The 23,873-nt window shown below is 67.8% G+C and carries 18 protein-coding genes; 8 read left to right on the top strand and 10 right to left on the bottom strand.

Annotated elements, in window-relative coordinates:
• The first annotated feature begins 548 nt into the window (after window positions 1-548).
• Both FBZ88_RS06480 and FBZ88_RS06485 read left to right on the top strand, forming a co-directional pair.
• Window positions 549-1,316, top strand: a complete 768-nt coding sequence (locus FBZ88_RS06480) for a prepilin peptidase (RefSeq protein ID WP_246138533.1) — start codon at window positions 549-551, stop codon at window positions 1,314-1,316.
• A gap of 15 nt (window positions 1,317-1,331) precedes the next feature.
• Window positions 1,332-2,135 carry a fructosamine kinase family protein gene (locus tag FBZ88_RS06485; protein ID WP_145615949.1) on the top strand — a complete coding sequence of 268 codons (804 nt, stop codon included), beginning with the start codon at window positions 1,332-1,334 and terminating at the stop codon, window positions 2,133-2,135.
• 58 nt (window positions 2,136-2,193) lie between these two features.
• On the opposite strand, the gene FBZ88_RS06490 is transcribed toward FBZ88_RS06485, so the two are convergent.
• The 3 genes from FBZ88_RS06490 to FBZ88_RS06500 are packed head-to-tail and all read right to left on the bottom strand — an operon-like array spanning window position 2,194 to window position 5,695.
• Entirely contained in the window at window positions 2,194-3,006 is an 813-nt protein-coding gene (locus FBZ88_RS06490; RefSeq protein WP_211102555.1) for a DUF1868 domain-containing protein, read from the bottom strand.
• A gap of 41 nt (window positions 3,007-3,047) precedes the next feature.
• Window positions 3,048-3,998, bottom strand: a complete 951-nt coding sequence (locus FBZ88_RS06495; RefSeq protein ID WP_186464238.1) for a TonB-dependent receptor domain-containing protein — start codon at window positions 3,996-3,998, stop codon at window positions 3,048-3,050.
• The gene (locus FBZ88_RS06500) at window positions 3,956-5,695 is read right to left on the bottom strand and encodes a TonB-dependent receptor plug domain-containing protein (RefSeq protein ID WP_145615951.1); all 1,740 of its coding nucleotides are present in this window, start codon (window positions 5,693-5,695) and stop codon (window positions 3,956-3,958) included. The genes FBZ88_RS06495 and FBZ88_RS06500 overlap by 43 nt, the downstream gene beginning before the upstream one ends.
• 330 nt (window positions 5,696-6,025) lie before the next feature.
• On the opposite strand from FBZ88_RS06500, the gene FBZ88_RS06505 reads away from it, so the two are divergent.
• The 3 genes from FBZ88_RS06505 to trhA all read left to right on the top strand — a co-directional run bounded on the left by FBZ88_RS06505 (window position 6,026) and on the right by trhA (window position 7,264).
• Entirely contained in the window at window positions 6,026-6,235 is a 210-nt protein-coding gene (locus FBZ88_RS06505; protein ID WP_040849878.1) for a cold-shock protein, read from the top strand.
• A 75-nt stretch (window positions 6,236-6,310) separates the two neighbouring features.
• Window positions 6,311-6,583, top strand: coding sequence for a translation initiation factor IF-1 (infA, locus tag FBZ88_RS06510; RefSeq protein ID WP_040849877.1), 273 nt, complete (start codon window positions 6,311-6,313; stop codon window positions 6,581-6,583).
• Between the two features lie 27 nt (window positions 6,584-6,610).
• Window positions 6,611-7,264: a PAQR family membrane homeostasis protein TrhA gene (gene trhA, locus FBZ88_RS06515; RefSeq protein ID WP_145615952.1), complete on the top strand. Its 654-nt coding sequence runs from the start codon at window positions 6,611-6,613 to the stop codon at window positions 7,262-7,264.
• On the opposite strand, the gene FBZ88_RS06520 is transcribed toward trhA, so the two are convergent.
• The 3 genes from FBZ88_RS06520 to FBZ88_RS06530 form a co-directional block, all read right to left on the bottom strand.
• Window positions 7,265-8,437: an ROK family transcriptional regulator gene (locus tag FBZ88_RS06520; protein WP_145615953.1), complete on the bottom strand. Its 1,173-nt coding sequence runs from the start codon at window positions 8,435-8,437 to the stop codon at window positions 7,265-7,267. It lies immediately after the preceding gene.
• 57 nt (window positions 8,438-8,494) lie between these two features.
• The gene (locus FBZ88_RS06525) at window positions 8,495-10,567 is read right to left on the bottom strand and encodes a phosphocholine-specific phospholipase C (RefSeq protein WP_145615954.1); all 2,073 of its coding nucleotides are present in this window, start codon (window positions 10,565-10,567) and stop codon (window positions 8,495-8,497) included.
• Between the two features lie 64 nt (window positions 10,568-10,631).
• Window positions 10,632-13,415, bottom strand: a complete 2,784-nt coding sequence (locus tag FBZ88_RS06530) for a TonB-dependent receptor (RefSeq protein WP_246138535.1) — start codon at window positions 13,413-13,415, stop codon at window positions 10,632-10,634.
• Between the two features lie 221 nt (window positions 13,416-13,636).
• Between FBZ88_RS06530 and FBZ88_RS06535 the strand changes: the two genes are divergently transcribed.
• The 3 genes from FBZ88_RS06535 (at window position 13,637) to galA (ending at window position 19,113) form a co-directional block, all read left to right on the top strand.
• Window positions 13,637-14,752, top strand: a complete 1,116-nt coding sequence (locus FBZ88_RS06535) for an ROK family transcriptional regulator (RefSeq protein ID WP_145615956.1) — start codon at window positions 13,637-13,639, stop codon at window positions 14,750-14,752.
• A 67-nt stretch (window positions 14,753-14,819) separates the two neighbouring features.
• A complete protein-coding gene (locus FBZ88_RS06540) occupies window positions 14,820-16,124 on the top strand; it encodes an MFS transporter (protein ID WP_145615957.1) in 1,305 nt (434 codons plus the stop codon).
• Window positions 16,125-16,233: 109 nt separating this feature from the next.
• Complete coding sequence (gene galA, locus FBZ88_RS06545) at window positions 16,234-19,113, top strand: beta-galactosidase GalA (protein WP_145615958.1); 2,880 nt, start codon at window positions 16,234-16,236, stop codon at window positions 19,111-19,113.
• 59 nt (window positions 19,114-19,172) lie between these two features.
• Here galA and FBZ88_RS06550 read toward each other — a convergent pair whose 3' ends face one another.
• From FBZ88_RS06550 to iolG, 4 genes are read right to left on the bottom strand one after another with little or no spacing between them, the layout of a single operon-like run.
• Window positions 19,173-20,549, bottom strand: a complete 1,377-nt coding sequence (locus FBZ88_RS06550) for a family 4 glycosyl hydrolase (protein ID WP_145615959.1) — start codon at window positions 20,547-20,549, stop codon at window positions 19,173-19,175.
• Window positions 20,527-21,465, bottom strand: a complete 939-nt coding sequence (locus FBZ88_RS06555; RefSeq protein ID WP_145615960.1) for a carbohydrate kinase family protein — start codon at window positions 21,463-21,465, stop codon at window positions 20,527-20,529. The genes FBZ88_RS06550 and FBZ88_RS06555 overlap by 23 nt, the downstream gene beginning before the upstream one ends.
• Window positions 21,462-22,844 carry an APC family permease gene (locus FBZ88_RS06560; protein WP_145615961.1) on the bottom strand — a complete coding sequence of 461 codons (1,383 nt, stop codon included), beginning with the start codon at window positions 22,842-22,844 and terminating at the stop codon, window positions 21,462-21,464. Before FBZ88_RS06560 ends, FBZ88_RS06555 begins: the two co-directional genes overlap by 4 nt.
• Window positions 22,841-23,836 carry an inositol 2-dehydrogenase gene (gene iolG, locus FBZ88_RS06565; protein WP_145615962.1) on the bottom strand — a complete coding sequence of 332 codons (996 nt, stop codon included), beginning with the start codon at window positions 23,834-23,836 and terminating at the stop codon, window positions 22,841-22,843. The genes FBZ88_RS06560 and iolG overlap by 4 nt, the downstream gene beginning before the upstream one ends.
• Window positions 23,837-23,873 lie beyond the last annotated feature (37 nt).

Below are 23,873 nucleotides of genomic sequence, written 5' to 3' on the forward strand. Positions count from 1 at the left end.
GCGAGCAAGGCACGAGCTGTCATTTTAAGCCCCCAACTTGCGAGAGACATGCCCCGTCTTCTCTTGCAGTAGCGCCGCCTGAGCGGGCGCGTTTCTTCGGGAGGCTGTATAAGCCAGCGCTATCGAGTCAAAGAAGTGGCTAATTCCTAAAATGTTATCGATGTCGTCCCAACGTTACTGCGCCATGTTCTGATTTCATATGGTCGCAATGGTTACAAAATTCTGATGTGACTGTACAAAAGGGGAAAGCTCTCGCTTACAACTTTGAACATGATGCAATGGTATACATTGTTACCTGGAACGCGAGGATGTGCATCGGCCGAGTGCAAGCTATCGAAAGGACGGGTACGCCGCCTATCCGGACAGGTAACCGGTGGCATCGAACCTGTACTTAAAATTTTGAAAGATTCAAAAGTGTGGCGCCGTTTCAGTGGCGTTAACGGCTCATTTTCAGCCACCATCGCCGATTGGTTGTTGAAAACCCTCGCGAATCGGAGGGGTATGGCGGCCGGTCCCATGGGCCCCGGGACGCTTTGGGAAACGGAAAAGTGGACATCATCACCCTTTGGACATTGCTGATCGCCGCCCCCTTCGTCGGCAGCTTCCTGGGGGTGGTCGTGACCCGGCTGCCGGTAGGGCGGTCCGTCGTGTGGGGGCGGTCAGCGTGCGACCGGTGCGGCCATGCGTTGGGTCCGGCCTCCCTGGTGCCGGTCCTGTCCTACCTGTGGTCCAAAGGGCGTTGCCGGTATTGCGCGGCGCCCATCGGCGCCTTCCATCCGGCGATCGAACTGGCGGCCGTGCTGCCACCCCTGTGCCTGGCGTTCCTGATACCCTTGGATTCCCTGACGCTCTGCGCCGGCACTGGCCTGGGTTGGGCCTTGTTGGCTTTGGCATGGATCGACCTGCGCCACATGATCCTGCCCGACGTGCTGACCCTGCCGCTGATCCTCGCAGGCATCCTGGTAGGATGGGCGCAGGATGGGCATTTTCCGGTCGACCGGCTGGCGGCGGCTGCCGCGGCCTATGCCGGGCTGGTCCTTCTGGAAACGCTGTACTGGCGGATCAGGGGCCGTGACGGCATCGGCCGGGGGGATGCGAAGTTGCTGGCCGCCGGTGGCGCCTGGACGGGACCCGCCGCCGTGCCCCACGTGTTGCTGATCGCGGCGCTGGCCGGCCTGCTGGCGATGGCGGCGCTGCGTCTGGCAGGTCGGCGGGTGGATGGCCGGCGTGTGGACGGAACCACCCCCATGCCCTTCGGTCCCTGCCTGGCCCTGGGTATTTGGGCCGCCTGGCTGTTTACTCTTCCAGACCTGTGACGGATGAGGGGTGACATGGATGCCTTGAAGGACCGCTTATCCGGCCTGCTGGGGCGGCGAGTGCTGGCCATGCGCCGCTTGGCGGGGGGCGATCTCTCCGTTGTCTATGAGCTGATGCTGTCGGATGGCGAATGGGCGGTCGCCAAACACGGCGACGGCGCCGGGCGGGAAGGCGCCATGCTGCGGGCCATTGCCGCCGCCGGCGTTCCGGCGCCGGCGGTGCTGGCGGTGGACGACGGCTGGCTGGTTATGGAAAAGCTGCCCACCGAGGGCGCGCTGGTGGCGGCCTGGGATGATCTGGCGGCCTGCCTGAACCGGCTGCACGCGCCCAGCGATGAACCCTATGGCTGGCTGCACGACCACAGCCTGGGGGCCGTGGCCATGCCCAATCCCAGGACAGACGACTGGCCCGCCTTCTGGGCGGAACACCGGCTGCGCTGCCACATCGCCCATGTCGATGCCGGCCTCGGCGCCCGTATCCATCGTCTGGCCGACGCCTTGCGCGACCATCTTCCGGCCCCCCCGCCGGCGGCGCTGCTGCATGGCGACCTGTGGGGCGGCAACGTCCTGGTGTCGGGCGCGCGGGTCTCCGGCCTGATCGACCCGGCCTGCTATTTCGGCCATCGCGAGGTGGACGTGGCCATGCTGACCCTGTTCGACCACCCGCCGGCCGCCTTCTTCGACGCCTTGGGGCTGGAGGTGGGATGGCGTGAGCGGCTGCCGGTTTACCGGCTGTGGCCGCTGCTGGTCCATCTGCGCCTGTTCGGCCGGGCCTATGCCGCCGCCGTCGACGCTGACCTGGGCCGGTTGGGGGTCTAGGGTGCGACCGCTTCAGATGAACACGTCCGGAGCGTGGATCGCGCATCAAAACAGAACCCTAGGCCAGGAAGAACTGCCGGTTGAAGGCGAACATGTCCGTCATGACGCAGTATTCCGGCGCCCCCAGCAGGATCAGGGGGCTTGCCTGCCGCAGCCGCGTTTTCCACGCCCGCAGCGCCGAGCGGTAATCCTGGTCCTCCTGCACCGTCAGCCAGTCGATCTGGTAGGCGAGGGTGATGTGGAAGTGATAGCGGTCATGGTCCGGCGCCCGGATCTCCAGGCATGCGGACAGGCGGTCGCGCAAGCGCCGCAGTTTGCGATCCTCCGCCGCGTCGGCCGGCAGCAGCCGCATGGTCAGAGGGCCTTCATTCGCGCCGGGTTCCGCCGGGTCCACCATCATGCGCAGCGGCAGGGCGCAGTCGAGCGTGAAGGCGCGCAGGCGGTCTCCCAGCAGGCGGTCGCATTCCTCGATGGGGGCGTCCAGCGGTATGGTGGCGGGCCACAGGCCGGGCTTGCGCTCCGCGTCGTTGGCGCCGCCGAAGACGGTCATGTGATAGCTGGACGGCGGCAGCAGGGTGATCTTGTGGCTGAAGGCGTGGGCCGGCGCCTCGCGGTAGATATCCAGCAGGGTGCCGAAGGCTTCCGCATTCTCCCCCTGCTGGGGTAGGTGGCAGACGATGGTGTTGCCCGGGAAGGGCTTCACCCGGCCATCGGGCCAGAATTTGCGGCCCACGTCGTGCGGCCGTTTTGACGTGGCCACACCCCTCCCGGCCGCCCCATCGCCCGGTTGGGCTTGGGCGTGGGGGGACATCAGCACGGTCGCGCCCATAAGGCCCAGCAGGGTCCGGCGGTTGGTGTCCGTAGTCGGCATCCTGGTAGCTCTTTCCGGGGATGGCATGGCAGGGGATGGCATCAGAAGCGCAAGGCCGCGCCCAGCAGCACGGTGGGGGCGAAGCCGATGTACTGACGGCCCAGTTCCAGGTCACGGCCGTCGTTCTCCCGCACGTCTTCGCCCGTCAGGTTCTGCACGGTGACGCTGACCGACAGCATGCTGCTGACGTCGTAGGACAGCTGCAGATCCAGGCGGTCGGCCGGCATGTAGTCGCGGTTCTGGTAGTAGGTGGCGGCGCCGGTCAGGTTGGAATAGCGGTCATCCCACATCTTGCCGGTATGGTTCCAGGCGATGCGGCCGTGCAGCTTATCGCCCTCATAGTAAAGCGAGACGTTGAAGATGCGGTTGGCCTGCTGCGGCAGTTCGTGCCGGTCCACCACCGTGCCGTCGCCCAAGATGATGGGGAAGCTGGTCCACGAGATCATGCCGTTGGCGGCGATGCCGAAGCCGGAATAGGGCTCCGGCAGGAAGTCGAAGTCGTGGATGACATTGAACTCCAGGCCCTTGACCGTGGCGTCGTGGGGGGAATTGCGCGCCTCCGACACGTTGACCGGCACGTTGACACCGTTCACCGCCAGCGTCTCCGTTTGGGTGAAGGTAAAGATCTCGTTATGGATGGTCTTGTAGTAGCCGCCCAGCGAGACCAGGCCCCGGCCGTGGTCCAGGTACCATTCCTCGGCCACGTCGACATTGTCCGACAGTCGGGGGTTCAGGTCGGCATTGCCCTGGGACAGGGTGTAGATGGCCCCCGTGGTGGAGAGGGAGCCGCCGTGGGTCGCCTGGTCTGAATAACGGGGCCGGCCCAGGGTGCGGCTGTAGGCCAGGCGCAGCTGGCTGTCGTCGGTGGTGTGGACGGTCGCGGTGACCGAGGGCAACGGGTTGGTGTAGGTCTTGTCGGATGTGGCCGGGCCGATGACGCCGTTGGTCTTCACATAGCCGTCGGAGGCGAAGCGGGTGGTTTCCACCCGCACGCCGGCCTGTATCCGTCCCCAGTCCGCCGTGTAGCCAGCAGGCCGTAGCCGGCGTAGATATCTTCATCCACATGGTAATCGCCGCCCAGGGCGGAGGCGGTGTCGCTGGTCTGGGTGGCGGATCCGGCGTAGACGGCGGCCACCTTGGCGTAGCTGCGCCAGAAGGCCTGGTCGGCCAGGGCCTGGTTGATCAACGGGATGCCACCGTCGTTGCAGGTATAGCCGCAGGTGTATTGGCCGGCGAAGGTGTCGGCCAGGGTATAGCCGCCGGCGTTGTAGGTGGTCTGCGTCAGGCTGTTGTTCTGCCGCGTTCCCACCCATTTGGCGCCGACCTTGAAGCCCAGGCCCCGGTCGCCCGGACCCGCGTGGCGGGACAGGCTGGCCTGCACGTCGAAAACGTTCTCGCCCAGCTGATAGTCCTGGAACTGGCGGTAGTTCTGATTATAAAGCGCCCAGTTGTGGGCCTTCGGGCCATCCACGGCGGTGAACAGCGGGGCGTCGCCGCTGGTGTCGTAGGTGAAGGCCAGGTTGTTCTGGGTGAAGCGGTCGAAAATCTGCGGGTTGTCCAGCAGGGCGCGCGACCAGCTGGCACCGAGGTCGGCGATGAGGTCATCGGCGAAAATGTAGCTGCCGCCACCGTTCGCGCCCCACAGCTTGCGGGTGAAGTTCAAATTGGCCCGCTGGGCGTACTGGCTGGCCGCCGACAGGGTGCCGCTGGTTTCCGTTTGGCCGCTATCGGTGGCGCCGTTATTGACGGCGGCATTCAGGTCGTTCCGCACCGCCGTTTCGTGCTGGTAGTAATAGAAGGACGACAGATGGGCGCTCAGCTGCGGGTTGGGCTTCCAGTCCAGGCGGGCGCTGGTGCCCAGGCGGCGGCGATCATCCTGGTAATTGTACCAGAGGCGGCCGGCCGGCACGGCGATGCCGTTGCCGCCGTAAGGCGTGGCTGCCGGCTTGCCGTTGGCCTGGTACCAGTTGGTGGCCGATGCCGTCTCTTCCTGCGGGACGAAAATATCCCGTTCCCAATAGCTGGCCGACACCAGCAGGCCGAACTGGTCGTCCCGTCCGAATTGCCAGGACGATCGCACCTGACCCTCGCCGGCCGGGGTCCGCCCGTCGGCATCGTCACGCTGCAGGTTGTAGCCGCCCTTGGCCGACACGACGGTGGTAGCATCCGGGAAATCGAAGGCGCTGGGCGTCACCAGGTTGACCACGCCGCCCACGGCATGCCCGTCCAGGTCGGGGGAGCCGGACTTGTACACTTCCATCCGCTGCGCCAGGTTGGACGGCAGGGTTTCCATGTAGACCTGCCGGCCGCCGCTGTCGGGTGTTGCAAAGGTGAAGCCGTCGATGGTCACCGTGTCGTAATTGGCGTCGAAACCCCGGATGGTGACGAAGCGCGGCTCACCCTGATAGATCAATACGTTGACGCCCGCCACGCGCTTCAGCGCGTCGGCCACGTTGAAGTCGGGCAGGGTGCCGGTTTCGTCCGCCGACACGGCATCCAGCACCTGCACGGCGTCGCGCTTCACCGCCGTCGCGCGCAGGTTGGACGTGCGCTGGCCCGTGACTGTGATCTCCTGCAGTTCCTCCCCCTCCGCGCCGGTCGTCTGGGCCAGCGCTGGACGCAGCGCCACCAGCGCGCAGCCCGTCAGCAGGAGAAGACGGCAGGCGGTCGAAAAAGACGGCACGGTCATGATTGAAATCCCCCGATCAAGTGCGGGGATTAAATAACTCACAGTGAGTTATTAACGATGGGCTATTTTATGATATTTCTATGACGCCTGGGTATGGCAGCCCCGGCCGCCATACCCCCGACGGGAGAGGGCGCGGGTTGCAGCCATGTCCTGAAGGGCATGCGTTAATGCTTGTGCTTCGGCGCTGCGAGGTAGATGCTGACAACATCGACTTTGCTACTGGGCTATCTACCGGCTGACGCCGGTTCTGTTCCCTGTCGTGACTTTGATGCCCGTCCGCACTCTCGCGCCGGGCAGCTCCGAACGGGAAAAATCCCAGAAAGGCATCTCATGTCCACCGGTACCGTCAAGTGGTTCAACAGCACCAAGGGCTTTGGCTTCATCCAGCCCGAGGATGGCTCCGCCGACGTTTTCGTCCACATCTCCGCCGTTGAGCGCGCTGGCCTCAGCGGCCTGAACGAAGGCCAGAAGGTCAGCTTCGACTCCGTCCGCGACCCGCGCAAGGGCAAGACGGCGGCGGAGAACCTGCGCGCCATCTGACCTCCTCCTCATCTGGACGAGCGGCGGCGGCATGCCTAGGCGTGCCGCCGCCTTTTTCCTTTTTGGGAGGATGCAATGGCCAAGGAAGAATTTCTCGAATTCGACGGCTATGTCGAAGAGGCGCTGCCCGATGGCCGCTTCCGCGTGAAGCTGGAAAACGGGCACGAGATCATCGCCTACACCGCCGGCAAGATGCGCAAGAGCCGGATCCGGTCGCTGGCGGGTGACCGCGTCACGGTGGAAATGACGCCCTATGACCTGACCAAGGGGCGCATCACCTACCGGCACAAGGATGAGCGGCCTGGGTCCGCCGCCCCCGCTCGCCGTCCCCCACCCCGCCGCCGCTGACGGGGATTGTTCCTTTAGGGGGACGCCATCGATACCCGCCCCGACCATCTCCGCTGTCCCGTCTACAGCCGCCGTGAGTACGCCGCCGATGCCGTCGTCCACCTGCTGGGCGTGACGGCCGGATGGTTGGGAGGTATCTGGCTGGTCCTGTCGCGCTCAGGGTCCCTCGGCACCGGCAGCTTGACGGCCGTGGCCATCTACGCCCTGGCCATGGCGGGAATGTTCACCGCGTCCGCGGCCTATAATTTGATGGGTGGCGGCCGGCTCAAGGATTACCTGCGGCGGCTGGACCATGCCGTCATCTACGCTGCCATCGCCGGCACCTATACCCCCTTGCTGACACGTCTGCCGGGGGTAACGGCCGCCATTGCCCTCGGCATCGTCTGGGGCGTTGCCATGGCGGGAATCCTGTTGAAGCTGTGGCGGCCTCGCCGCCATGAACGGCTGGGCCTCATCCTCTATGTCTGCCTGGGCTGGATCGGCCTGCCCCTGATCCCCGCACTGTCCGGCCGCTTGCTGGCGGACACTGGGCTATGGATCGGCGCTGGCGCGCTGACCTATACGCTGGGCGTCGGCGTCTACCTGGCGCGCCGCGTGCGGTATCACAACGTCCTGTGGCACCTCATGGTGCTGGCGGCCGCCTCCTTCCATTACGTGGCCATCGCAAACGAGTTTCCGTGATCAGAAGAAGTGGTGCAGGAAGGGCAGGGTGGCGGCCCCCAGAGCCGCGCTGTCGCCGCCCGTGCGCGAGGCCATCACGCTGGGGAAGCGGCGATCCTGCTGCCGTACCGGCACCGAATAGAACCGCGCGCGCTCGATGAGGCGCTGGGCCAGCGCCGGTGGGATGCGGCCGCCGATGACGATGGCGTCGGGGTCGAGGATGGCGGCGGCGGCCGAGAGGATGGCGGACAGGCTGTCCTCCGTCCGCGACAACCAAGTCTCCACGGCTGGCCACTCCGGATCGAAGGCCTGGATCAGGGGACCGACGGAAGGGAAGGCGCGCCCTTGGGTGTTTTCCCCATCCGCGTTCACCATCTCCAGCAGCAGGCGCAAGGTGGGACGGTTGGCCCGGGCGGCGGGCGGCAGGCTGCCGGTGAATTCTCCCGCGTTGCCGTTGCGCCCGCGCCAAAGCTTACCGTCCAGTACGATGCCACCGCCCAGGCCAGACGCGATATGGATATAAGCGAAGTTGCGGCGATGCTGCCCGGCGCCGTACACGCTTTCCCCGGCGGCGGCGGCGCTGCCGTCGTTTTCGATCCATACGGGCAGGCCCAGGGCCTCACCCAGATGGGCCTCCAAATCCGTCAGCGCCCAGTCGCTCATGACCAGGGGGGCGTTGACCGCCCCTTTGCTGTCCACGAAGAAACCGGGCACGGCGACGCCCACGCCCGCCAGGCGGGACCGGTTGAAACCGGCCGCGCCGGACAAATCCTTCAGGATGGCGCCCAAGTGGGTGGTCACCCGCCGGCGGTCGGATGTGTCGAACAGCTCCTCATGTGTGGCCCGCACCCGGCCGGATAGGTCGATCGCCACTACCGACAGGGCGTCGTCCATGATGGACACGCCAAGCGAAAAGGCGGCGTCGCGCGCGATTTCAATGGGCAGGCTGGGCTGGCCCGGCCCCGACGGCACCTTGGGCCCGCCCACCACCAAATTCCGCTCCATCAGTGCCGCCACCAGCCGGACGACGGATTGCAGGGTCAGGCCCGTTTCTCGGGCCAGGTCGGCGCGTGAGATGGGACCCCTCTCCCGGATGAGCCGAAGCAGGCGCCGCTCATTGGCGGAGCAGAAAGCTTCAAGCGCCCCCTGCCCAGGGGTGGCGGGCGTCGACACGATGTCCATCAGGCGATCCATGCGCGGGGTCACGTCGGCGCACTTATCTCAGGATGGCGCGAGTGACGCACCAATCTTTCAGCTGTACACCCCCCACGCCGGATCGGACCGGCTAGGCAGGCCGGTTTCGACATGGCCGGCCAGGCGCCAGCTCACCCGCCCGCCGGCCCCCGCCAGGGACAGCGTGGTGTCGTACCAGCCGTCGCTGGCGGCCGTAGGCCAGGAAAGTGTCCGTGACGCCGCCGGCGGCACCGCCGCCGCCACGGCCGCCGCCCCATAGGCGCCATCGGCGAGATGGCCCGCCACTATGCCGTCGCCGTGATTGCGTACCGTCAGCACCACGGTCATGTCGGTCGCGGTGGTGGCCGCCGACAGCGACAGGCGGCCAGCCATGTCCGGGCCGGCCGTCAGGTGGCGCAGGAAGCCGTTGGGGCCCAGCACCAGCACATCGCAGCCCTGTCCGGCCTTGAGCGGCACCGGCGTGGGCAGGCTGGTGCCCGGGGCCACCGTGTGCCGCGCCGGGCCGGCGCCGGGCGTGAGGCCATCGAAGACATGGAAGACCGCGGCGGCCCGGCCCCGGTTGTGGAAGACCAGGGAGGGAGGCCGCCCCGGCACCGCGACCAGATCCACCGCCAAGTCATATGGCGTGGGCCGCAGCGGGCGCTGGCCGGGTTCCTGCGGCAATGGCGTGTCGTGACGGCGGGGTATCGGTTCCGGCCGGTGGGCCTGCGCCTCCACCTCGGCGCGATAGCCGCGCGTGTCCGGCAGCGCCACTGGCGCCTGCGGCGCTTGCGCGAAGTCGAAGGCGCTGGTCAGGTCGCCGCACACCGCCCGGCGCCAAGGGCTGATATTGGGCTCAGTCACGCCGAACCGCGCTTCCAGGAAGCGCAGGACCGAGGTGTGGTCGAACACTTCAGAGCAGACGGCACCGCCCGTGGTCCACGGGGAAACGACGATCATGGGCACCCGGGCGCCCAGGCCGAAGGGCTGGCCATCACTGGTGTTGATCTCGCCGACCAGGTCCACGTTCGACAGGCCGCCGCCCGGTCCCGCCGGCGGGGCTGGCGGCAGGACGTGATCGAAGAAGCCGTCGTTCTCGTCGTACAGCACGAACAGCGCGGTGTGGCGCCACGTTTCCGGATTGGCGGTCAGCGCCTCCAGCACCGTTGCGATGTAGGCGGCGCCGTCCAACGGGGCATAGCGCGGATGTTCGGAATGGTTGTGCGGCGGCATCAGCCAGGAGACGGCGGGCAAGCGGCCCGCCTTGGCATCGGCGGCGAAGACGCTGGGCGGCCGGCGGGTCATCGCCTTGGCGTGCAGCGGTGACCCCACCGGGGCGTGGGCGAACTGCGTGAAGAAACGCAGGGCGTTGAAACAGCTGACGCCGTCGTTCTGGTCCACCGCCGGGCGGTGCCGGGGCCGGATCATGTCCTGGACGTCGATGGTGAAGGGGCCGTCCGCGTCCACCCCCTGATAGACGCACCAGGAGATGCCGGCCTGTTCCAGGCGCTCGGGATAGGTGGTCCAGGAGAAGGGCGGGCCATTCAGCGGCTGGAAGTCCGGCCCCTCGGCCGGCTGTTTCAGCACCGGGCCACCGGCCCGGCCGAACGGATCGGGGGTGCCCGTCATCAGATGGATGCGGTTGGGATTGGTGGCGCTGGGGGTGGAACAGAAGAAGGCGTCGCAGACGGTGAAGGCGTCGGCCAGGGCGCAGTGGAAGGGGATATCGGCGCGGGTATAATGCGCCATGGTCAGCGCCCCCTTGGCCGGCACCCAGTTGTCGTTGCGGCCCCCGTTCCAGGCGGCATGCCCGTCCACCCAGGAGTGGGGCAGGGAGGCGATGTTCTGGGCGGCGGTCGTGGCACTATCCAGGGGGAAGGGGCGCACATGGCCGCCCTGGCCGTCCGCCTGCCGCCAGATGTCGCCGTCGCCGCCGGGCGCGGTCGCCCGATCGTGGAAGCCGCGCACGCCGCGCAGCGTCCCGAAATAGTGATCGAAGGAGCGGTTTTCCTGCATCAGGATGACGACATGGCGGATGTCCGCCAGGCTGCCGCTTCCGGCCGGTGGGGACAGGGCCAGGGCGCGGTGGATGGGCGCCAGCAGGGCGGCGGCGCCAGCGGCGGAGAGAAGGTGGCGTCGGGTGGGCCGCACGGGGAATCTCGCGTCGAAAAAGGGAACAATCCCCGGGGGTCTCGCCCCCGGGGAGTCTGGACGATCACAGGTCGGGCGTGAACCGCACGCCCACCCAGAACACCGTGGGGACAGAGTAGCTGTCCTTCAGCAGGTTCTGGTTGGGGCCGACCAGGCTGGTGAGGCGGCTGTGGGTCAGGTTGCTGGCCTCGCCGAACAGGGTGACGCTGTCGCGCACCTTGTAGCTGGCCTGCAGGTCCAGCTGTTCGCGGGGCGCCCAGTACAGATCCTGCCAGGCGATGTCGGGCACGATGGAGCGCAGGGCCTTGCCCTGACGGTTGTAGGCCAGGCGGACTTCGAAATCGCTGTCGCTGTAGAACACCTGGACGTTGCGGGTCTGGTTGGGCTGGCCCACCAGGCGGCTCAGGGTGCGGCTCGCGCCGCTGGACTGCAGCACCGATAGCTCCCCCTCCATGAAGGACCAGTTGCCGCTGACGCCAAAGTCGCGCAGCCACGGATGGATCCATTCCAGTGAGTTGACGATGGCGTTCAGCTCCACGCCCCGGATGGAGGCGTTGCTGGCGTTCTGTGGCGTGGAGACCACGGCGTTGCTGTAGGTGACACCCTGGTAGGTGTAGCCGATGGAACTGGCCGTGAAGATCTCGTCCTTGATGTCCTTGTTGAACAGGGCCAGCGACAGCAGGCCGCCGCCCTCGTTGGGCAGTTTGTAGTCGAAGGCCAGATCGACGTTGGTGGACAGGCGTGGCTTGATGTTGGGGTTGCCGATGGTGACGGACACGCCGGTGGCGTTGGGATTGCCCAGGTCGGAGGCGTTGGTGAAGCTGATGGAGGTGCGGGCAGCGTAGGCGTCGTAGCTGGGCCGGCCGATGGTCTGGCTGGCGCCCACGCGCACGTCCAGGTCTTGGGTGATGTCGTAGCTGGCCAGGGCGGAGGGCAGCAGGTAGTCGTAGCTGGAACTGGTCTTCAGGTCCGTCCACGCGCCGGAGATCTTGGCCCGGCTGATGGTGTCCTGGTCGGTGCTGTCGTTGTGCAGGCCCACCTGGGCGTGGAAGTCATCCAGCGCGTAGGCGACGGTGGCATAGGCGCCCACGGTCTGTTCCGTGTGCTTGAAGTTGTCCTGGTTATTGAAGGACGACTGGTCGGTCAGGTTGAACCAGGACGGGTTGGCATTGAACACGGCCCAGGCCTTGGCTGGGTCGATGGTCAGCAGGTTCAGGCCATTGGAATATTTCATGGGCGCGCCAGCCGGCCCGGCGGCGTCCACCAGCAGCACGCGGCCGGCGGTGTTGTTCGGCTCCCAGTCATTGCGCCAGACGTTGTAGTCGGGGCGGTCGTCGGTGAAGCTGGCGCCCACGGCGAAGCCCAGACCCTGGTCCTTGGCCCCCATGTTGTAGCGGTAGTCGGCGCGGGCGTTCTTGATGTCGTCATCGGCCGAGCGCTTGCCCTGACGCCAGTACAGCCCGCTATAGTTCGACAGGTTGTAGTAGGCGCTGGGCGCCATGGCGAACTGCTGGTTCAGCTGGCTGGTGTCATAGGTGAAGCCATAGGCGGGCTTGGCCGCGTTGGTGGTGATGGCGCCGGCACTGCCCGGGGCCGGATAGCTGAGCCCGGTCATGTATTTCACCATGTCCAAAGGCTCGCGGTAGGTGGAGCGTGAGATGTCGCCCCGAACGGACAGCACCTGGTTGGCCGCGGGCCGCCAGTCCAGCCCCGCCTGCGCAAGATTGGTGGTGGTGATGATGTTGGCGTGCTCGTACCCCACCTCCACATCGCCGCCGGGATAGCTGCCTGACGTGGCTGTCTGATGGTAGACGGTGCCGGTGTTGCGGGGATCGAGGATGACCTCGTTGCGGTCCATCGTGTCGACGAAGCGGTAATGGCCCAGCGTCAGGAAGCCATAAAGCGTATCCGTGGGCTGGGCTTCCAGCTTGGTGGTGGCGCCCACGCGCTGCCGGCTGTCTTCCACGTACCAGTACTTGTCCTGCTGCGGCACGGCGATGCCGTTGCCCAGGTTGTTGTTTTTCTGCAGGACGCCGGCGCTGTTGTAGAAGTTGTAGTGGACGGTGTCCGTCGTCATGTGGGTGTCGGTGAAGCTGTCCAGCTTCTGGTAATTGGCCGACACCACCACGCCGAACATATGGTCGGGCCCGAAGGTCATGCTGCCCGTGCCGCTGATGCGCCGGCCCAGCGGATCCTGGCTGCGCGGCTGGCCATGGTCGTTGGCCATGCCCAGCGCGCCCTCCGCCGTGAAGAAGGGACGGCCGCCATTGTCGAAGGCGCTGCGCGTCTTCAGGTTGATGGCACCGCCCACGGCGTTGGGGTCAAGATCGGCGGTGAAGGTCTTGGTCACCTGCAGTTCGCTGATCATGGAGGTGGGCAGGATGTCCAGCCGCACGCCGCGCCCCATGGAGCCCAGGTTGCCGTTGGGCGTGCCGGGACTGGCGATGGGCACGCCGTCGATGGTCACGTTGTTGTAGGCGGGGCCCAGGCCGCGGATGACGGGCGTCGCCGCCTCGTCGCGCGGGTGTTCGTTGTCGGTGGCCGGCAGGACGGACAGGCCGGGCACGCGCCGCAGCGCCTCGACGATGGTACGGTCCGGCAGGGCCTGGGCGTCGTCGGCGCTGATGACGTCGGTGACGCCGGGCGTGTTCAGCTTGGTGTCGATCGCCTTGGCGTTGGACCGGCGCACACCGGTGACGATGATCTCTTCCGGGCTGTCGGTGGTATCGACGGGTGCGGCCGTTTCCGCACCCGTGGCCGGCTGTGCCCAGCCGGTTGTCGCGTGCAGAAGTCCCCAGGATAGCGCGGACCCCATCAGCACGCGCCGGCGGCGTTTATCACAGAGCATGGTCCCCAACCTCATTTCTTTCCCCTGGCCTGTTCCGGCCCTTGAACCGCGGATGGAATCGCGGGCGCCTATGGCGCGTTAAATGTATGCAGCATGCATACTATGCGGAATGTATGACGCCTTGATGACGACGTTGGCTTATGTCTCTATGGTGCAGTCGTCACTGTCACCGGCTGCCTGTTCCCATGCGGATGTTCCCTGAGTCAGAACCAACCCTTCCCATGGTTTCCGTCGCCCGGCCCGTCAGCGAGGGCGGGCGGCGCATCCTGGATTTGCTGTTGAAAAGCGGGGGCTTGAGCCAGGCGGAACTGACCCGGTCGCTGGATTTGTCGCAGCCAACGGTGACGCGGCTGCTGCAGGGGTTCCACCAGGACGGGCTGGTGCGCACGGCGGCGCGGCAGGCGGACCGGCCGGGCCATCCCAGCGTCCATGTCTCCCTCAACCCCGACTTCGCCTATGCCCTGGGCGTGTCGCTGCTGGGCGACGCCGTGTCCATGACCTTGATGGATTTCACCGGCAAGGTGCGGGGGCAGCGGCGCGCCGCCATGCCCACCATGGCGCGGCCGGTGGTGCTGGAGCGCCTGCGGGCCTTTCGCCGGGAATTGGAGGAGGAGACAGGGATCGATCCCCGGCGCCTGGTGGGGGTAGGCGTGGGCATTTCCGCCTTTTATGTGGGGCGGGGGCGGTTGTTCAACCCGCCGGCCTACCTGGACGATTGGGCGATGGTGGAGATCGAACCCATTCTGGAAGAGGCGCTGCGCCTGCCGGTGCGGGTGGACAACGACGGCACGGTGGCCGCCATTGGCGAAAGCCTGTTCGGCGTGGGCCGGCGCTGCCGCAACTTCGCCTACCTGCACCTGACCAATGGCTTCGGCGGCGGCATCATCGCCGATGGCAAACCCTTCCGGGGCCAGAACGGCAACGCGGGGGAGTTCGGCGGCATCTGGACGCTGGCTGGCGTGACGTATGCCAACCTGGACCTGTTGCAGACCTGCCTGAAGAACCACGGTCACGTTTTCGCGACGGTGGAGGAGATGGTGCAGGCCATCGACGTGGGCTGGGCGGGCGTGTCGGATTGGCTGGAACAAGCGCAGCCCTCCTTCGCCATGCTGTGCGGGCTTCTGGCCTACAGCATGGATCCCGGCCTCATCGTCATCGGCGGCCGGCTGCCCCCCTCCATCGCCCAGGCCTTGGCCGACCGTATCGTCGTGCCGGTGCCGACCAACCGTCGGGGCTATCCGCCGCCGCTTCCCGCCGTGGTGGTGGCCGAGGCGCCGGGCGACCCGGTGGCGCTGGGCGCTGCCGTCATGCCCCTGCGGGAGGCCTTCTTCGCCTGACGTCCTGTCATAAAGCCGCAATGGCGGGCGGGCTAGTGTGCCGCCCGAACAAAGCCGGGTGGGCCGGATGTCCAGCATGGATGGGAATGGCGGCCCGGAATGGGCGCGGATGCTGCGGGTGGCCGTCTGGCGCGCCTACGCCGTCGGCCATTATGGCAAGAGCCTGATCTGGTACAGCAGCGAGCTGCTGTTCGCCTATTTCCTGACCGAGGCTTGCGGCCTGCCGCCCCGCGCCATGGGGGCCGTGCTGGCGGTGTCGCTGGCGATCAACGGCGCCACCGACATGGTGATGGGACACATGCTGCGGCGCCGGGCGGCGACCGTTCCGGCCGCCGCCCGTCTGCACGTCCTGGGCAGTATCCTCGCGGGGGCATCGCTGCTGCTGTTCCTGGCCACCGGGCTGGTGCCCGCGGGTTTGCGCATCCTCTACGCATTGGGCACGGGGCTGCTGTTCCGCCTGACCTACGCCTTGTATGACGTGCCGCAGAACGCCGTGCTGGGCATGGTCGCCGGTGACAGGGCGCGCACCGCCCTGTCGGCCTTGCGCTTCGTCGGCGCCGGTCTCGCCACCCTATCCGTCGCGGTGGCGGCGCCGCTGCTGCTGGCCCGGAGCGGGCTGGAACAGGCGCGCGCCTTCGCCGCCTTCGCCCTGGTGTTGTGGGTGCTGGGCATGGCCAGCGCCGGCTGGTTCTGGTGGGCTGCCCGTCGCGGCCTATACCTTGAGCCCTCGGTGCCGGCGATGACGCGCCCTTTGCTGTCACAATTCCGCGTCCCCATGGCCCTGACCGCCGTGCTGGCAGCGGAGTTCGTCCTGTCGGCGACCGCCTCGGTGTTCACCCGGCTGGAGCCTTATTTCGCCGCCACCGTCCTCACCTCCTCCCTGGCGCGGGGAACCGTCATGGCCTGCGTCGCCATCGGCGGGTTGGTCGGGCAGCCGCTGTGGACGCTGGTGGTGGACCGACACAGCCCCTCCGCCGCGTTTCGCGGCTCGGCGGCGGCGGCCATCGCCGGGGCGCTGGCCTTCCTGGTCTTCGCGCGCAGCCTGCCGCTCACCGCCGCCGCCGCCTGCCTGCTGGGGACGGGCCTTGGGGGTATGAGCATGCTGTTATGGGCGGCGGCCGGGGCATGCGCTGCGTCACCTCCGGCGTCCGGCCATCGCCTGGCGCCGACGCAGGTGTTCGGCTTGCTGACCCTGTGCATCAAGGTGGCGTGTGCCGTCGCCATCCTGGTGGTCAGCGAGATCCTGGTCTGGCGGACCGGTGATCGCCAGACGGTCGTTTCCGCCTTGGGCCTGATCCTGCCCATGACCATCCTGCCCTCCCTGGGAGCCGTGCTTTGCCTCATGCTCACCCCCCGCTTGCGCTTGACGTGAGGCGTCTATGTGGAATGGAATTTTCAAATAATATAAATATGAAATAGGCATTGCGACCCCGGAAGCTGCCCGTTAGCATCCACCAAGCAAATCAGCGGGGGAGGGGGCGATGGTGGTCAGCGATGGGGGCATCAGCCGGCGGCAGGTCCTGAAGGCGGGCGGCGGCGTGGCCGTGACGGCGGCCGGGTACGGTCCCCTCACCACTGCGCGGGCCTTCGCGGCGGCGGCCGGAGCGGCACGCCCTGCCGTTTCTTCCCGGGAGGTGCTGGCGCTGGACCAGGGATGGCGCTTCTTCGAGGGCGACATCCCGTTCCCCGAAATCCTCAGTCAGGACGATTCCTACGACAATGCCAAGGCGGGCAAGGCCTGGGGGGCGGCCGCCCCCAGCTTTGATGATTCCGACTGGGCCGACGTGCGTCTGCCCCATGATTTCGTCAGTTTCCAGCCCATCGAGGCCGAGGCCAACCGGGCCCAGGGCTACCGCCGGCGCGGCATCGCCTGGTACCGTACCGTTCTGCGCTTCGATCCGGCCGACCAGGGCCGCCATATCGAGCTGCAGATCGATGGCATCGCCACCCACGCCACCCTCTGGTTCAACGGCACGGTCGTGGACCGTAACTGGAGCGGCTACAACGGCATCACCATCGACCTGACGCCCTTCGCCACCTTCGGCGACGACCTGAACACCCTGGCAATCCGCGTGGACGCCCATGCCATGGAAGGCTGGTGGTATGAGGGCGGGGGCCTTTACCGCCCCGTTCGCATCGTGAAGCGCGATCCCGTCCACATCATCACCGACGGCGTCTACGCCCACCCCGTGCCGCAGGGGGACGGCTGGGCGCTGCCGGTGGAGGTCACCGCCTACAACAGCGGCAAGACCACGGCCGCCATGACCGTGATAAGCACGCTGGAGGATGCGGAAGGCCGGGTGGTGGCCAGCGGCCAGGCGCCGGTGTCCGTCCCGGCCCTCGACCAGGGTGTCGCCCGGCTGGACCTGGCCGTCGCCAGCCCCCGGCTATGGAGCGTGGAGGCACCCACCCTTTATCGCGTCCAGACACGATTGATGGCGGGGGACCGGTGCCTGGACGCGGTCACCACCACCTGCGGCTTTCGCACCACCCGGTTCGACAAGGACAAGGGCTTTTTCCTCAACGGCCGGCCGCTCAAGATCAAGGGCGTGTGCGTGCACCAGGACCACGCCGGCGTCGGCACCGCCATACCCGACGCGCTGTGGGACTACCGTATCCGGCGGCTGAAGGAACTGGGCTGCAACGCCATCCGCTGCACCCACAACGCGCCCTCCGCCGTGGTGCTGGATCTGTGCGACCGATACGGCCTGCTGGTGATGGACGAGAACCGGCAGTTCAACCCATCGCCCGATACCCTGGCCCAGTTGGAATGGATGGTGCGGCGCGACCGCAACCATCCCTCCGTCATCCTCTGGTCGGTGTTCAACGAGGAACCGATGCAGGGGTCGGCCGCCGGGTATGAGATGGTGCGGCGCATGGCCCACGCGGTGAAGGCGCTGGACACCACCCGCCCGGTGACGGCGGCCATGAACGGCGGCCTGTTCACCCCGGTGAACGTGTCGCAGGCGGTGGATGTGGTCGGCTTCAACTACCAGCAGGACAAGTACGATGCCTTCCACGCCGCCCATCCCGACGTGCCGCTGATCTCGTCTGAAGACACCAGCGCCTTCAGCACCCGGGGCGCCTACGTGACGGACAAGGACAGCCGTACCATCGCCAGCTATGACGACCCGGTGAAGGACTGGAACACCCACCGCGCCGCCTGGAAGGCGATCGCGACGCGCGACTTCATCGCCGGCGGCTTCGTCTGGACGGGCTTCGATTATCACGGCGAGCCGTCGCCCTGGGGCTGGCCGTCCAATTCCTCCTTCTACGGCATCATGGATCTGTGCGGCTTCGCCAAGGCCGCCTTCCATATCCACCAGGCCCAATGGGTGACGGACCGCCCCGTGCTGGCCCTGGTGCCGCACTGGAACTGGGCGGGGCGGGAGGGCCAGCCCATCAAGGTCATGGCCTGCGCCAACATGGAGGAGGTGGAGCTGTTCCTGAATGGCCGCTCCCAGGGCCGGCAGGCGGTCGACCCCTATGAGATGAACCATTGGATGGTGGCCTATGCCCCGGGCCGGCTGGAGGCGGTGGGCTATGCCGGGGGCAAGGTCATCGCCCGCGCCCAGGTGGAGACGACGGGCCCGGCCGTGGCCCTGAGACTGACGCCCGACCGCGACCGCCTGCGCGGCGACGGGCTGGACGCCACACCCGTCATGGTGGAGGCGATCGACGCCCAGGGCAGGCCGGTGCCGCTCGCCCAGGACATGGTCACCTTCGCTATCGAGGGCGGCGACATCATCGGCCTGGGCAACGGCGACCCCAACAGCGCCGCCCCCGAGAAGGGCGACCGCCGCGCCCTGTTCAACGGCTTGGCCCAGGTCATCGTGCAGACACGGGCGGGGAGCAGCGGATCCCTCAAGCTCACAGCCATGGCGTCTGGCCTGAAATCCGCCAGTGCCCACATGACGGTCGAGGCGGTGGCGACCCCGGCGGAGCAGGCGACCGCCCCCTCCGACCTGATCCTGGACACCTGGTACGCGGCTCCGCCTGCCGCCACGATGGAAGCGGCGCTTGCCTACCGCGACGCGGACATGACGGCGTGGGACGATTTCGGCACGCGCTGGGCGCTCGATCCCCAGACGGCGGACGGCTACACCCTCTGCTCCGTCCGCTTCACCCCACAGGCCAAGGTGGCCCGCCAGGGCGGCCGCGTGGCCTTCCTCAGCCTGGTCGGGTCCTGCGACGTCTATGAGGGCCGCCGCCTGTTGGGCCGCAAGACGGAGGCGGCGCCGGGGCCGTTGACGGTGGCGCTGGCCCCCGGGGCGGGCGTACGGCGTCTGGACGTGCTGTTCCGCACGCCCGCCGGGGCCGAGTTCGGCTTCAGCCGCAACGTCGCGGTGCGCCAAGCCTGACCGCCGGCCGGGCGCCGCGCTGGATCCTCTCCCTCGCGGTGCCTGATCAGCGGTTGGGATCAGCAGTGGATGCAGCGGTCCAGCAGATCGTGTAGCAGCGGGTCCGACGGCTCCCACTCCCCGATGGCGGGGTGGATCAGGAAGGCCATGCGCGCCGTCAGCCGGTCGGTGTTCATGGCGGATCGGATAGCTGCCCGCTCGTAGGACTTGACCGACTGCACCAGGCCGTGGACCTCGTCCGGCAGGGGCTCCAGCGGTTCCGGAATGATGCTGTCGCGGCTGATCTGGCAAGGCGTTTCGACGATGTCGTCGTCCGGCAGGTTGGACACGGCGCCATCGTTGCGGGTGTTGACGATGATGCGCGCGGGCTTGTCACCGCACAGCGCCGTCATGACGTCCAGGGCGATGCGGTGATAGCCGCTGGCCACGCGGAACGGATCCTCGTCGAAGGGCGCATCCTTGTCGAAGGCGGAGCCGGCCGAGGCCTCCAGCTTCATGTAGGAGCCGGAGCGGCGGTTGAGATAGGCGGCGTAGGCGGCGACCGCCCCCTCGCCATCGTCGGCGCCCAGGCGGTCCTTCAGGGTGGCGAACAGCTCGTGGTTCAACTGCTCCACCTCCGTGCCCCGGCTGCTGCCCTGGCGCTTCTGGTTCTCCAGCGCGCGGCGGCGGCTGTAGTAGAAGAACAGGTACTCCGTGGGGATCAGCCGCAGGGTGCGGATCATGGCGAAGTCGAATAGCGGGGCGGTGTACAGCTGCGACAGGATGCTGTCGTCGTCCAGCACACGGTCGGTCACGTCCTCGCCGCGCAGGCGGATGCGGCGCACCCAGCCCAGATGGTTCAGGCCGACATAATCGCACACCACCTCGTCATGCCGGGCGCCCAGCGCCAGGGCGATGCGGTGCAGCAGCTCGGTGGGGGTATCGCAAATGCCCACCACCCGCGCCTTGGTGTGGGTGCTGATGGCCTGGGTGATCAGGCCGGCGGGATTGGTGAAGTTGACGATCCAGGCGCTGGGCGCCAGCCGTTCCACCACCCGCGCGTGGTCCAGGGCCACGGGCACGGTGCGCAGGGCCATGGCGGCGCCGGCCGGGCCGGTGGTTTCCTGCCCGGGATAGCCGTGCTTGATGGCCGCCAGCTCATCGGCCGCGCGCGAGGCGATGCCGCCGACGCGCACGCTGTTCAGGACGAAGTCGGCGCCCTCCACCGCGTCCTCGACAGAGGCGGTTTCCCGGATGATCAGGCTGCCGCCCTCCTTGGCGACGACGGCGCGGCCCAGGGCGGCGATGACCTTCAGACGCTCCTGGTCCGGGTCGTACAGCACCATCTCGCGGGCGCCCAGGGCTTCCGCCGCCTCGTTGATGCCGAAGATGACCAGCGGGGTGCGCACGCCGCCGCCGCCGATCATCGCGATCTTACGATCGGTAGGATTGCTCATAAGTGCTCCATAGTTCCGTTCGGTCGGGGATACCCCCCAAGGCGCCCGCCACCCGGGTGGACAGGGCGCCGCATATGCAGGCGCGGCGCAGGCGTTCCAGCACCGGCGCACCGTCCAGCAGCGCGTCGATGTAGCCCGCGTCGAAGGCGTCGCCGGCGCCGGTGGTATCGACGGCGTCCACGGGCGGTGGAGCCGCGCCAAGGGTCGTGTCGCCGTCCAGGCCCAGGGCGCCGCGCCGCCCCAGCTTCAGGACGGGATTGGGCAGGGCCAGGCGGCGGGCCAGGGACAGATAGTCTTCCGCCGCGTCGCTGCCGCAGAACAGCGCCGCCTCCTTCTCATTGGGCAGCAGATGATCGACGGCGCGGCAGGTGGCGTGGTTTACCGGGTCGGGCAGCCACCCGGGCTGGAACCCCACGTCCAGCGAGGTGGTGCTGCCGGCGTCCCGCAGGGGGGGCAGCAGGGCGTCGGCCACCGCACGATCCAGCGGCAGGGCGAAATGCACGTGGCGGGCGCGGGCCAGGCCGGCCACCGTCGCCGGGTCGGACAGCAGGGCCGGCAGGGCGCGGTTGACGCCGATATGGGTGAAGAAGGACCGGTCCTCGCGGGTGGAGACGCTGATGCTGATCCCGGTGGCGCCGTCGCCGATGCGCAGGCCGCCGGTGTCCAGGGCATAGGGGGCCAGGCGCTGGCGGAACCAGGCGGCGTCGGCCTCGCCCACGATGCCCACCAGCTGCACCGCGCGGCCCAGGCGGGCCAGGCCACAGGCGGTGTTGGCGGCCCCGCCGCCCACCTCGCGGGTGTAGGCGTCGGTCACCACCTCCTCCCCCGGCTGGGGCCAGGTGGTGAAGCCGCTCAGCACATGGTCGATGTACAGTTCGCCGACCACGGCCACGTCGTGGGTCTTGGTCACGATCATGGCGCCCGCCAGGCCGGCACCCGGAAGGGCCAGGCCCCCTCGCGCCGGGATTGCGCCAGATAGATCGCGACACCCAGCGCCAGCATGCCGATACCGATGGCGATGTGCCGGGGCTGGCTGGTGGCGACGATATACAGCCAGCCGGCGATGGTGATGATGACGGGCAGGGGATACAGCGGCATGCGGAACTGCCCCGGGGCCGCTGCCCCTTGCCGGCGCAGCATGACCACGGCCACGCACTGGGCGGTGAACTGGAACAGGGTCTGGATGACGATCAGCACGGCGATCAGGTCGGCCAGCGAGAAGAAGCAGGCGATGGCGGACGCCACGCCCATGAACAGCAGCGACACGGTGGGGAAGCGCCCCGTGGGGTGCAGCCGGGCGAAGGGCCTGAAGAAGCGCCCGTCCACCGCCGCCGTGTAGGGCACGCGGGAAAAGCCCAGCAGCACCACCAGCGCCGACCCCCAACTGGCGATCAGGATGAGGACGGAAACCACCACCCCGCCCCAGCGGCCATAAATCACCTGCATGAAATCCGCCACCACGGCGCCGGACTTCTGCGCCGTCTGCCAGGGCAGGGTGCCCAGGATGGACAGGTTCAGGCCCAGGTACAGCAAGGCGACGATGGCGATGGACAGCAGCACGGCACGCGGAATGGTGCGGCCGGGGTTCTTGATCTCCTCGCCGATCATGCAGACGTTGTTGTACCCACCGTAATCATAGACCGCGATCAGCGTGGCGGAGCCCATGCCCATCCAGAAGGCGCCCGTGGGCTTGAACGAACCCTCGGGGAAGTCGAAGGCCAGCTTGGCGTCGAAATGCAGGGCGCCGCTGAACACGATCCACAGGCAGGCGGCCACCACCACCACCGTGATGGCGATGGACAGGCGCTGGATGGAACGGATGTCGCGGTACAGCAGGGCGGTGTTCACCAGGCAGACGGCCGCGGCGATGGCCATCATGTGCCAGGGCTTCATGTCCGGCGCCAGGAAGCTGGCGTACTGCGCCAGACCCACGGTTCCTGAGGCGATGGACAGCGGACCGATCAGCAGCGACTGCCACAGATAGAGAAAGCTGAACAGCCGGCCCAGGCGGGCGGGTCCGAACGCGTGCAGCAGATAATGGTAGGGCCCGCCGGAGCGGGGGAAGGCGGACCCCAGCTCCGCCCACACCAGGCCGTCGTAGGCGCACAGCACGGCGCCCACCAGCCAACCCAGCATGGCTTGCGGTCCGCCCATGGCGGAAATGGCCAAGGGAATGGTGATGAAGGGGCCGATGCCCACCATGTTCAGGATGTTGGCGGCCAGGCCGCCGCCCAGCCCGATGCCGCGGACGGGCCTCAGGGCCGGTTGGGGAGCAGGCGCCGGGGCCGTCGTCATAGGCGCACGGCCTGGCCGGTGGCGACGGATTGGGCGGCGGCCTCCGCCAGGGCCAGGGCCGCCACACCGTCGGCGTATCCCACGCTGGGCTTGGCCGTGCCGGCCAGGATCTCGGTGAAATGGGCCACCTCTTGCCGATAGGCCTCGGCATAGCGGTCCAGGAAGAAGTTCTGGAAGGCGTCGCTGGCCGCCCCCGGGTTGCCGCCGGCCCCACCCCAGGTGGAAACGCTGCTTTCCAGGATGTTGTCGGCGCGCAGCAGACCCTGCGAGCCGAAGGCCTCGATGCGCTGGTCATAGCCGTAGCCGGAGCGGCGGCTGTTGCTGATGACGCACAGCTTGCCCGTGGCGGTGCGCAGGATGGTCTTGGCGGTATCGACGTCCCCGGCCTCGCCGATGGCCGGATCCACCAGGCAGCTGGCGGCGGCGTACACCTCCACCACCGGTTCGCCCAACAGCCAGCGGGCCATGTCGAAGTCGTGGATGGCCATGTCCTTGAACAGCCCGCCGGACACCTTGATGTAGCTGACGGGCGGCGGGGCCGGGTCATGGCTGGTGATCTGCAGGGTCTCCAGCGCCCCTACGGCGCCGGCCTCGAGTCGGGCCTTCAGGGTGGCGAAGTGCGGGTCGAAGCGGCGGTTGAAACCCAGCATCAGGGGAACGTCGCCACCCAGGACGGGCGCGGCGGCCTGGGCGCGGGCCAGATCCATGTCCAGCGGCTTCTCGCACAGCACGGCCTTGCCGGCGGTGACGGCGCGGGCGGCCTGGTCCAGGTGCAGGTCGGTGGAGCTGGCGATGATCACGCCGCGCACGCCCTCGTCCGCCAGGACCGTGTCCAGGTCGGTGACCGCGGCGCCGGTTTCGGCCGCCACGGCGTCACTGGCCGCGGCGTTGGGATCGGTGACGTACTTCAGGCGCAGGGCCGGGTGGGCTGCGACGTTGCGGGCGTGGATGCGGCCGATACGGCCGGCGCCCAGTATGGCGATGTCGAACATGCAGGCTCCCTGTCAAGGCCCGGCCGCCCGGCTGGCC

The organism is Nitrospirillum bahiense (genome assembly GCF_007828025.1).
Lineage (GTDB): Bacteria > Pseudomonadota > Alphaproteobacteria > Azospirillales > Azospirillaceae > Nitrospirillum > Nitrospirillum amazonense.

Bases quoted from the DNA above. Each gene is read 5' to 3' on its own strand.
- FBZ88_RS06485 (WP_145615949.1), top strand. From the start codon at position 1,332: ATGGATGCCTTGAAGGACCGCTTATCCGGCCTGCTGGGGCGGCGAGTG.
- FBZ88_RS06490 (WP_211102555.1), bottom strand. From the start codon at position 3,006: ATGCCGACTACGGACACCAACCGCCGGACCCTGCTGGGCCTTATGGGC.
- FBZ88_RS06500 (WP_145615951.1), bottom strand. From the start codon at position 5,695: ATGACCGTGCCGTCTTTTTCGACCGCCTGCCGTCTTCTCCTGCTGACG.
- FBZ88_RS06505 (WP_040849878.1), top strand. From the start codon at position 6,026: ATGTCCACCGGTACCGTCAAGTGGTTCAACAGCACCAAGGGCTTTGGC.
- infA (WP_040849877.1), top strand. From the start codon at position 6,311: ATGGCCAAGGAAGAATTTCTCGAATTCGACGGCTATGTCGAAGAGGCG.
- FBZ88_RS06520 (WP_145615953.1), bottom strand. From the start codon at position 8,437: ATGGATCGCCTGATGGACATCGTGTCGACGCCCGCCACCCCTGGGCAG.
- FBZ88_RS06530 (WP_246138535.1), bottom strand. From the start codon at position 13,415: ATGCTCTGTGATAAACGCCGCCGGCGCGTGCTGATGGGGTCCGCGCTA.
- FBZ88_RS06535 (WP_145615956.1), top strand. From the start codon at position 13,637: ATGGTTTCCGTCGCCCGGCCCGTCAGCGAGGGCGGGCGGCGCATCCTG.
- FBZ88_RS06540 (WP_145615957.1), top strand. From the start codon at position 14,820: ATGTCCAGCATGGATGGGAATGGCGGCCCGGAATGGGCGCGGATGCTG.
- galA (WP_145615958.1), top strand. From the start codon at position 16,234: ATGGTGGTCAGCGATGGGGGCATCAGCCGGCGGCAGGTCCTGAAGGCG.
- FBZ88_RS06550 (WP_145615959.1), bottom strand. From the start codon at position 20,549: ATGAGCAATCCTACCGATCGTAAGATCGCGATGATCGGCGGCGGCGGC.
- FBZ88_RS06555 (WP_145615960.1), bottom strand. From the start codon at position 21,465: ATGATCGTGACCAAGACCCACGACGTGGCCGTGGTCGGCGAACTGTAC.
- FBZ88_RS06560 (WP_145615961.1), bottom strand. From the start codon at position 22,844: ATGACGACGGCCCCGGCGCCTGCTCCCCAACCGGCCCTGAGGCCCGTC.
- iolG (WP_145615962.1), bottom strand. From the start codon at position 23,836: ATGTTCGACATCGCCATACTGGGCGCCGGCCGTATCGGCCGCATCCAC.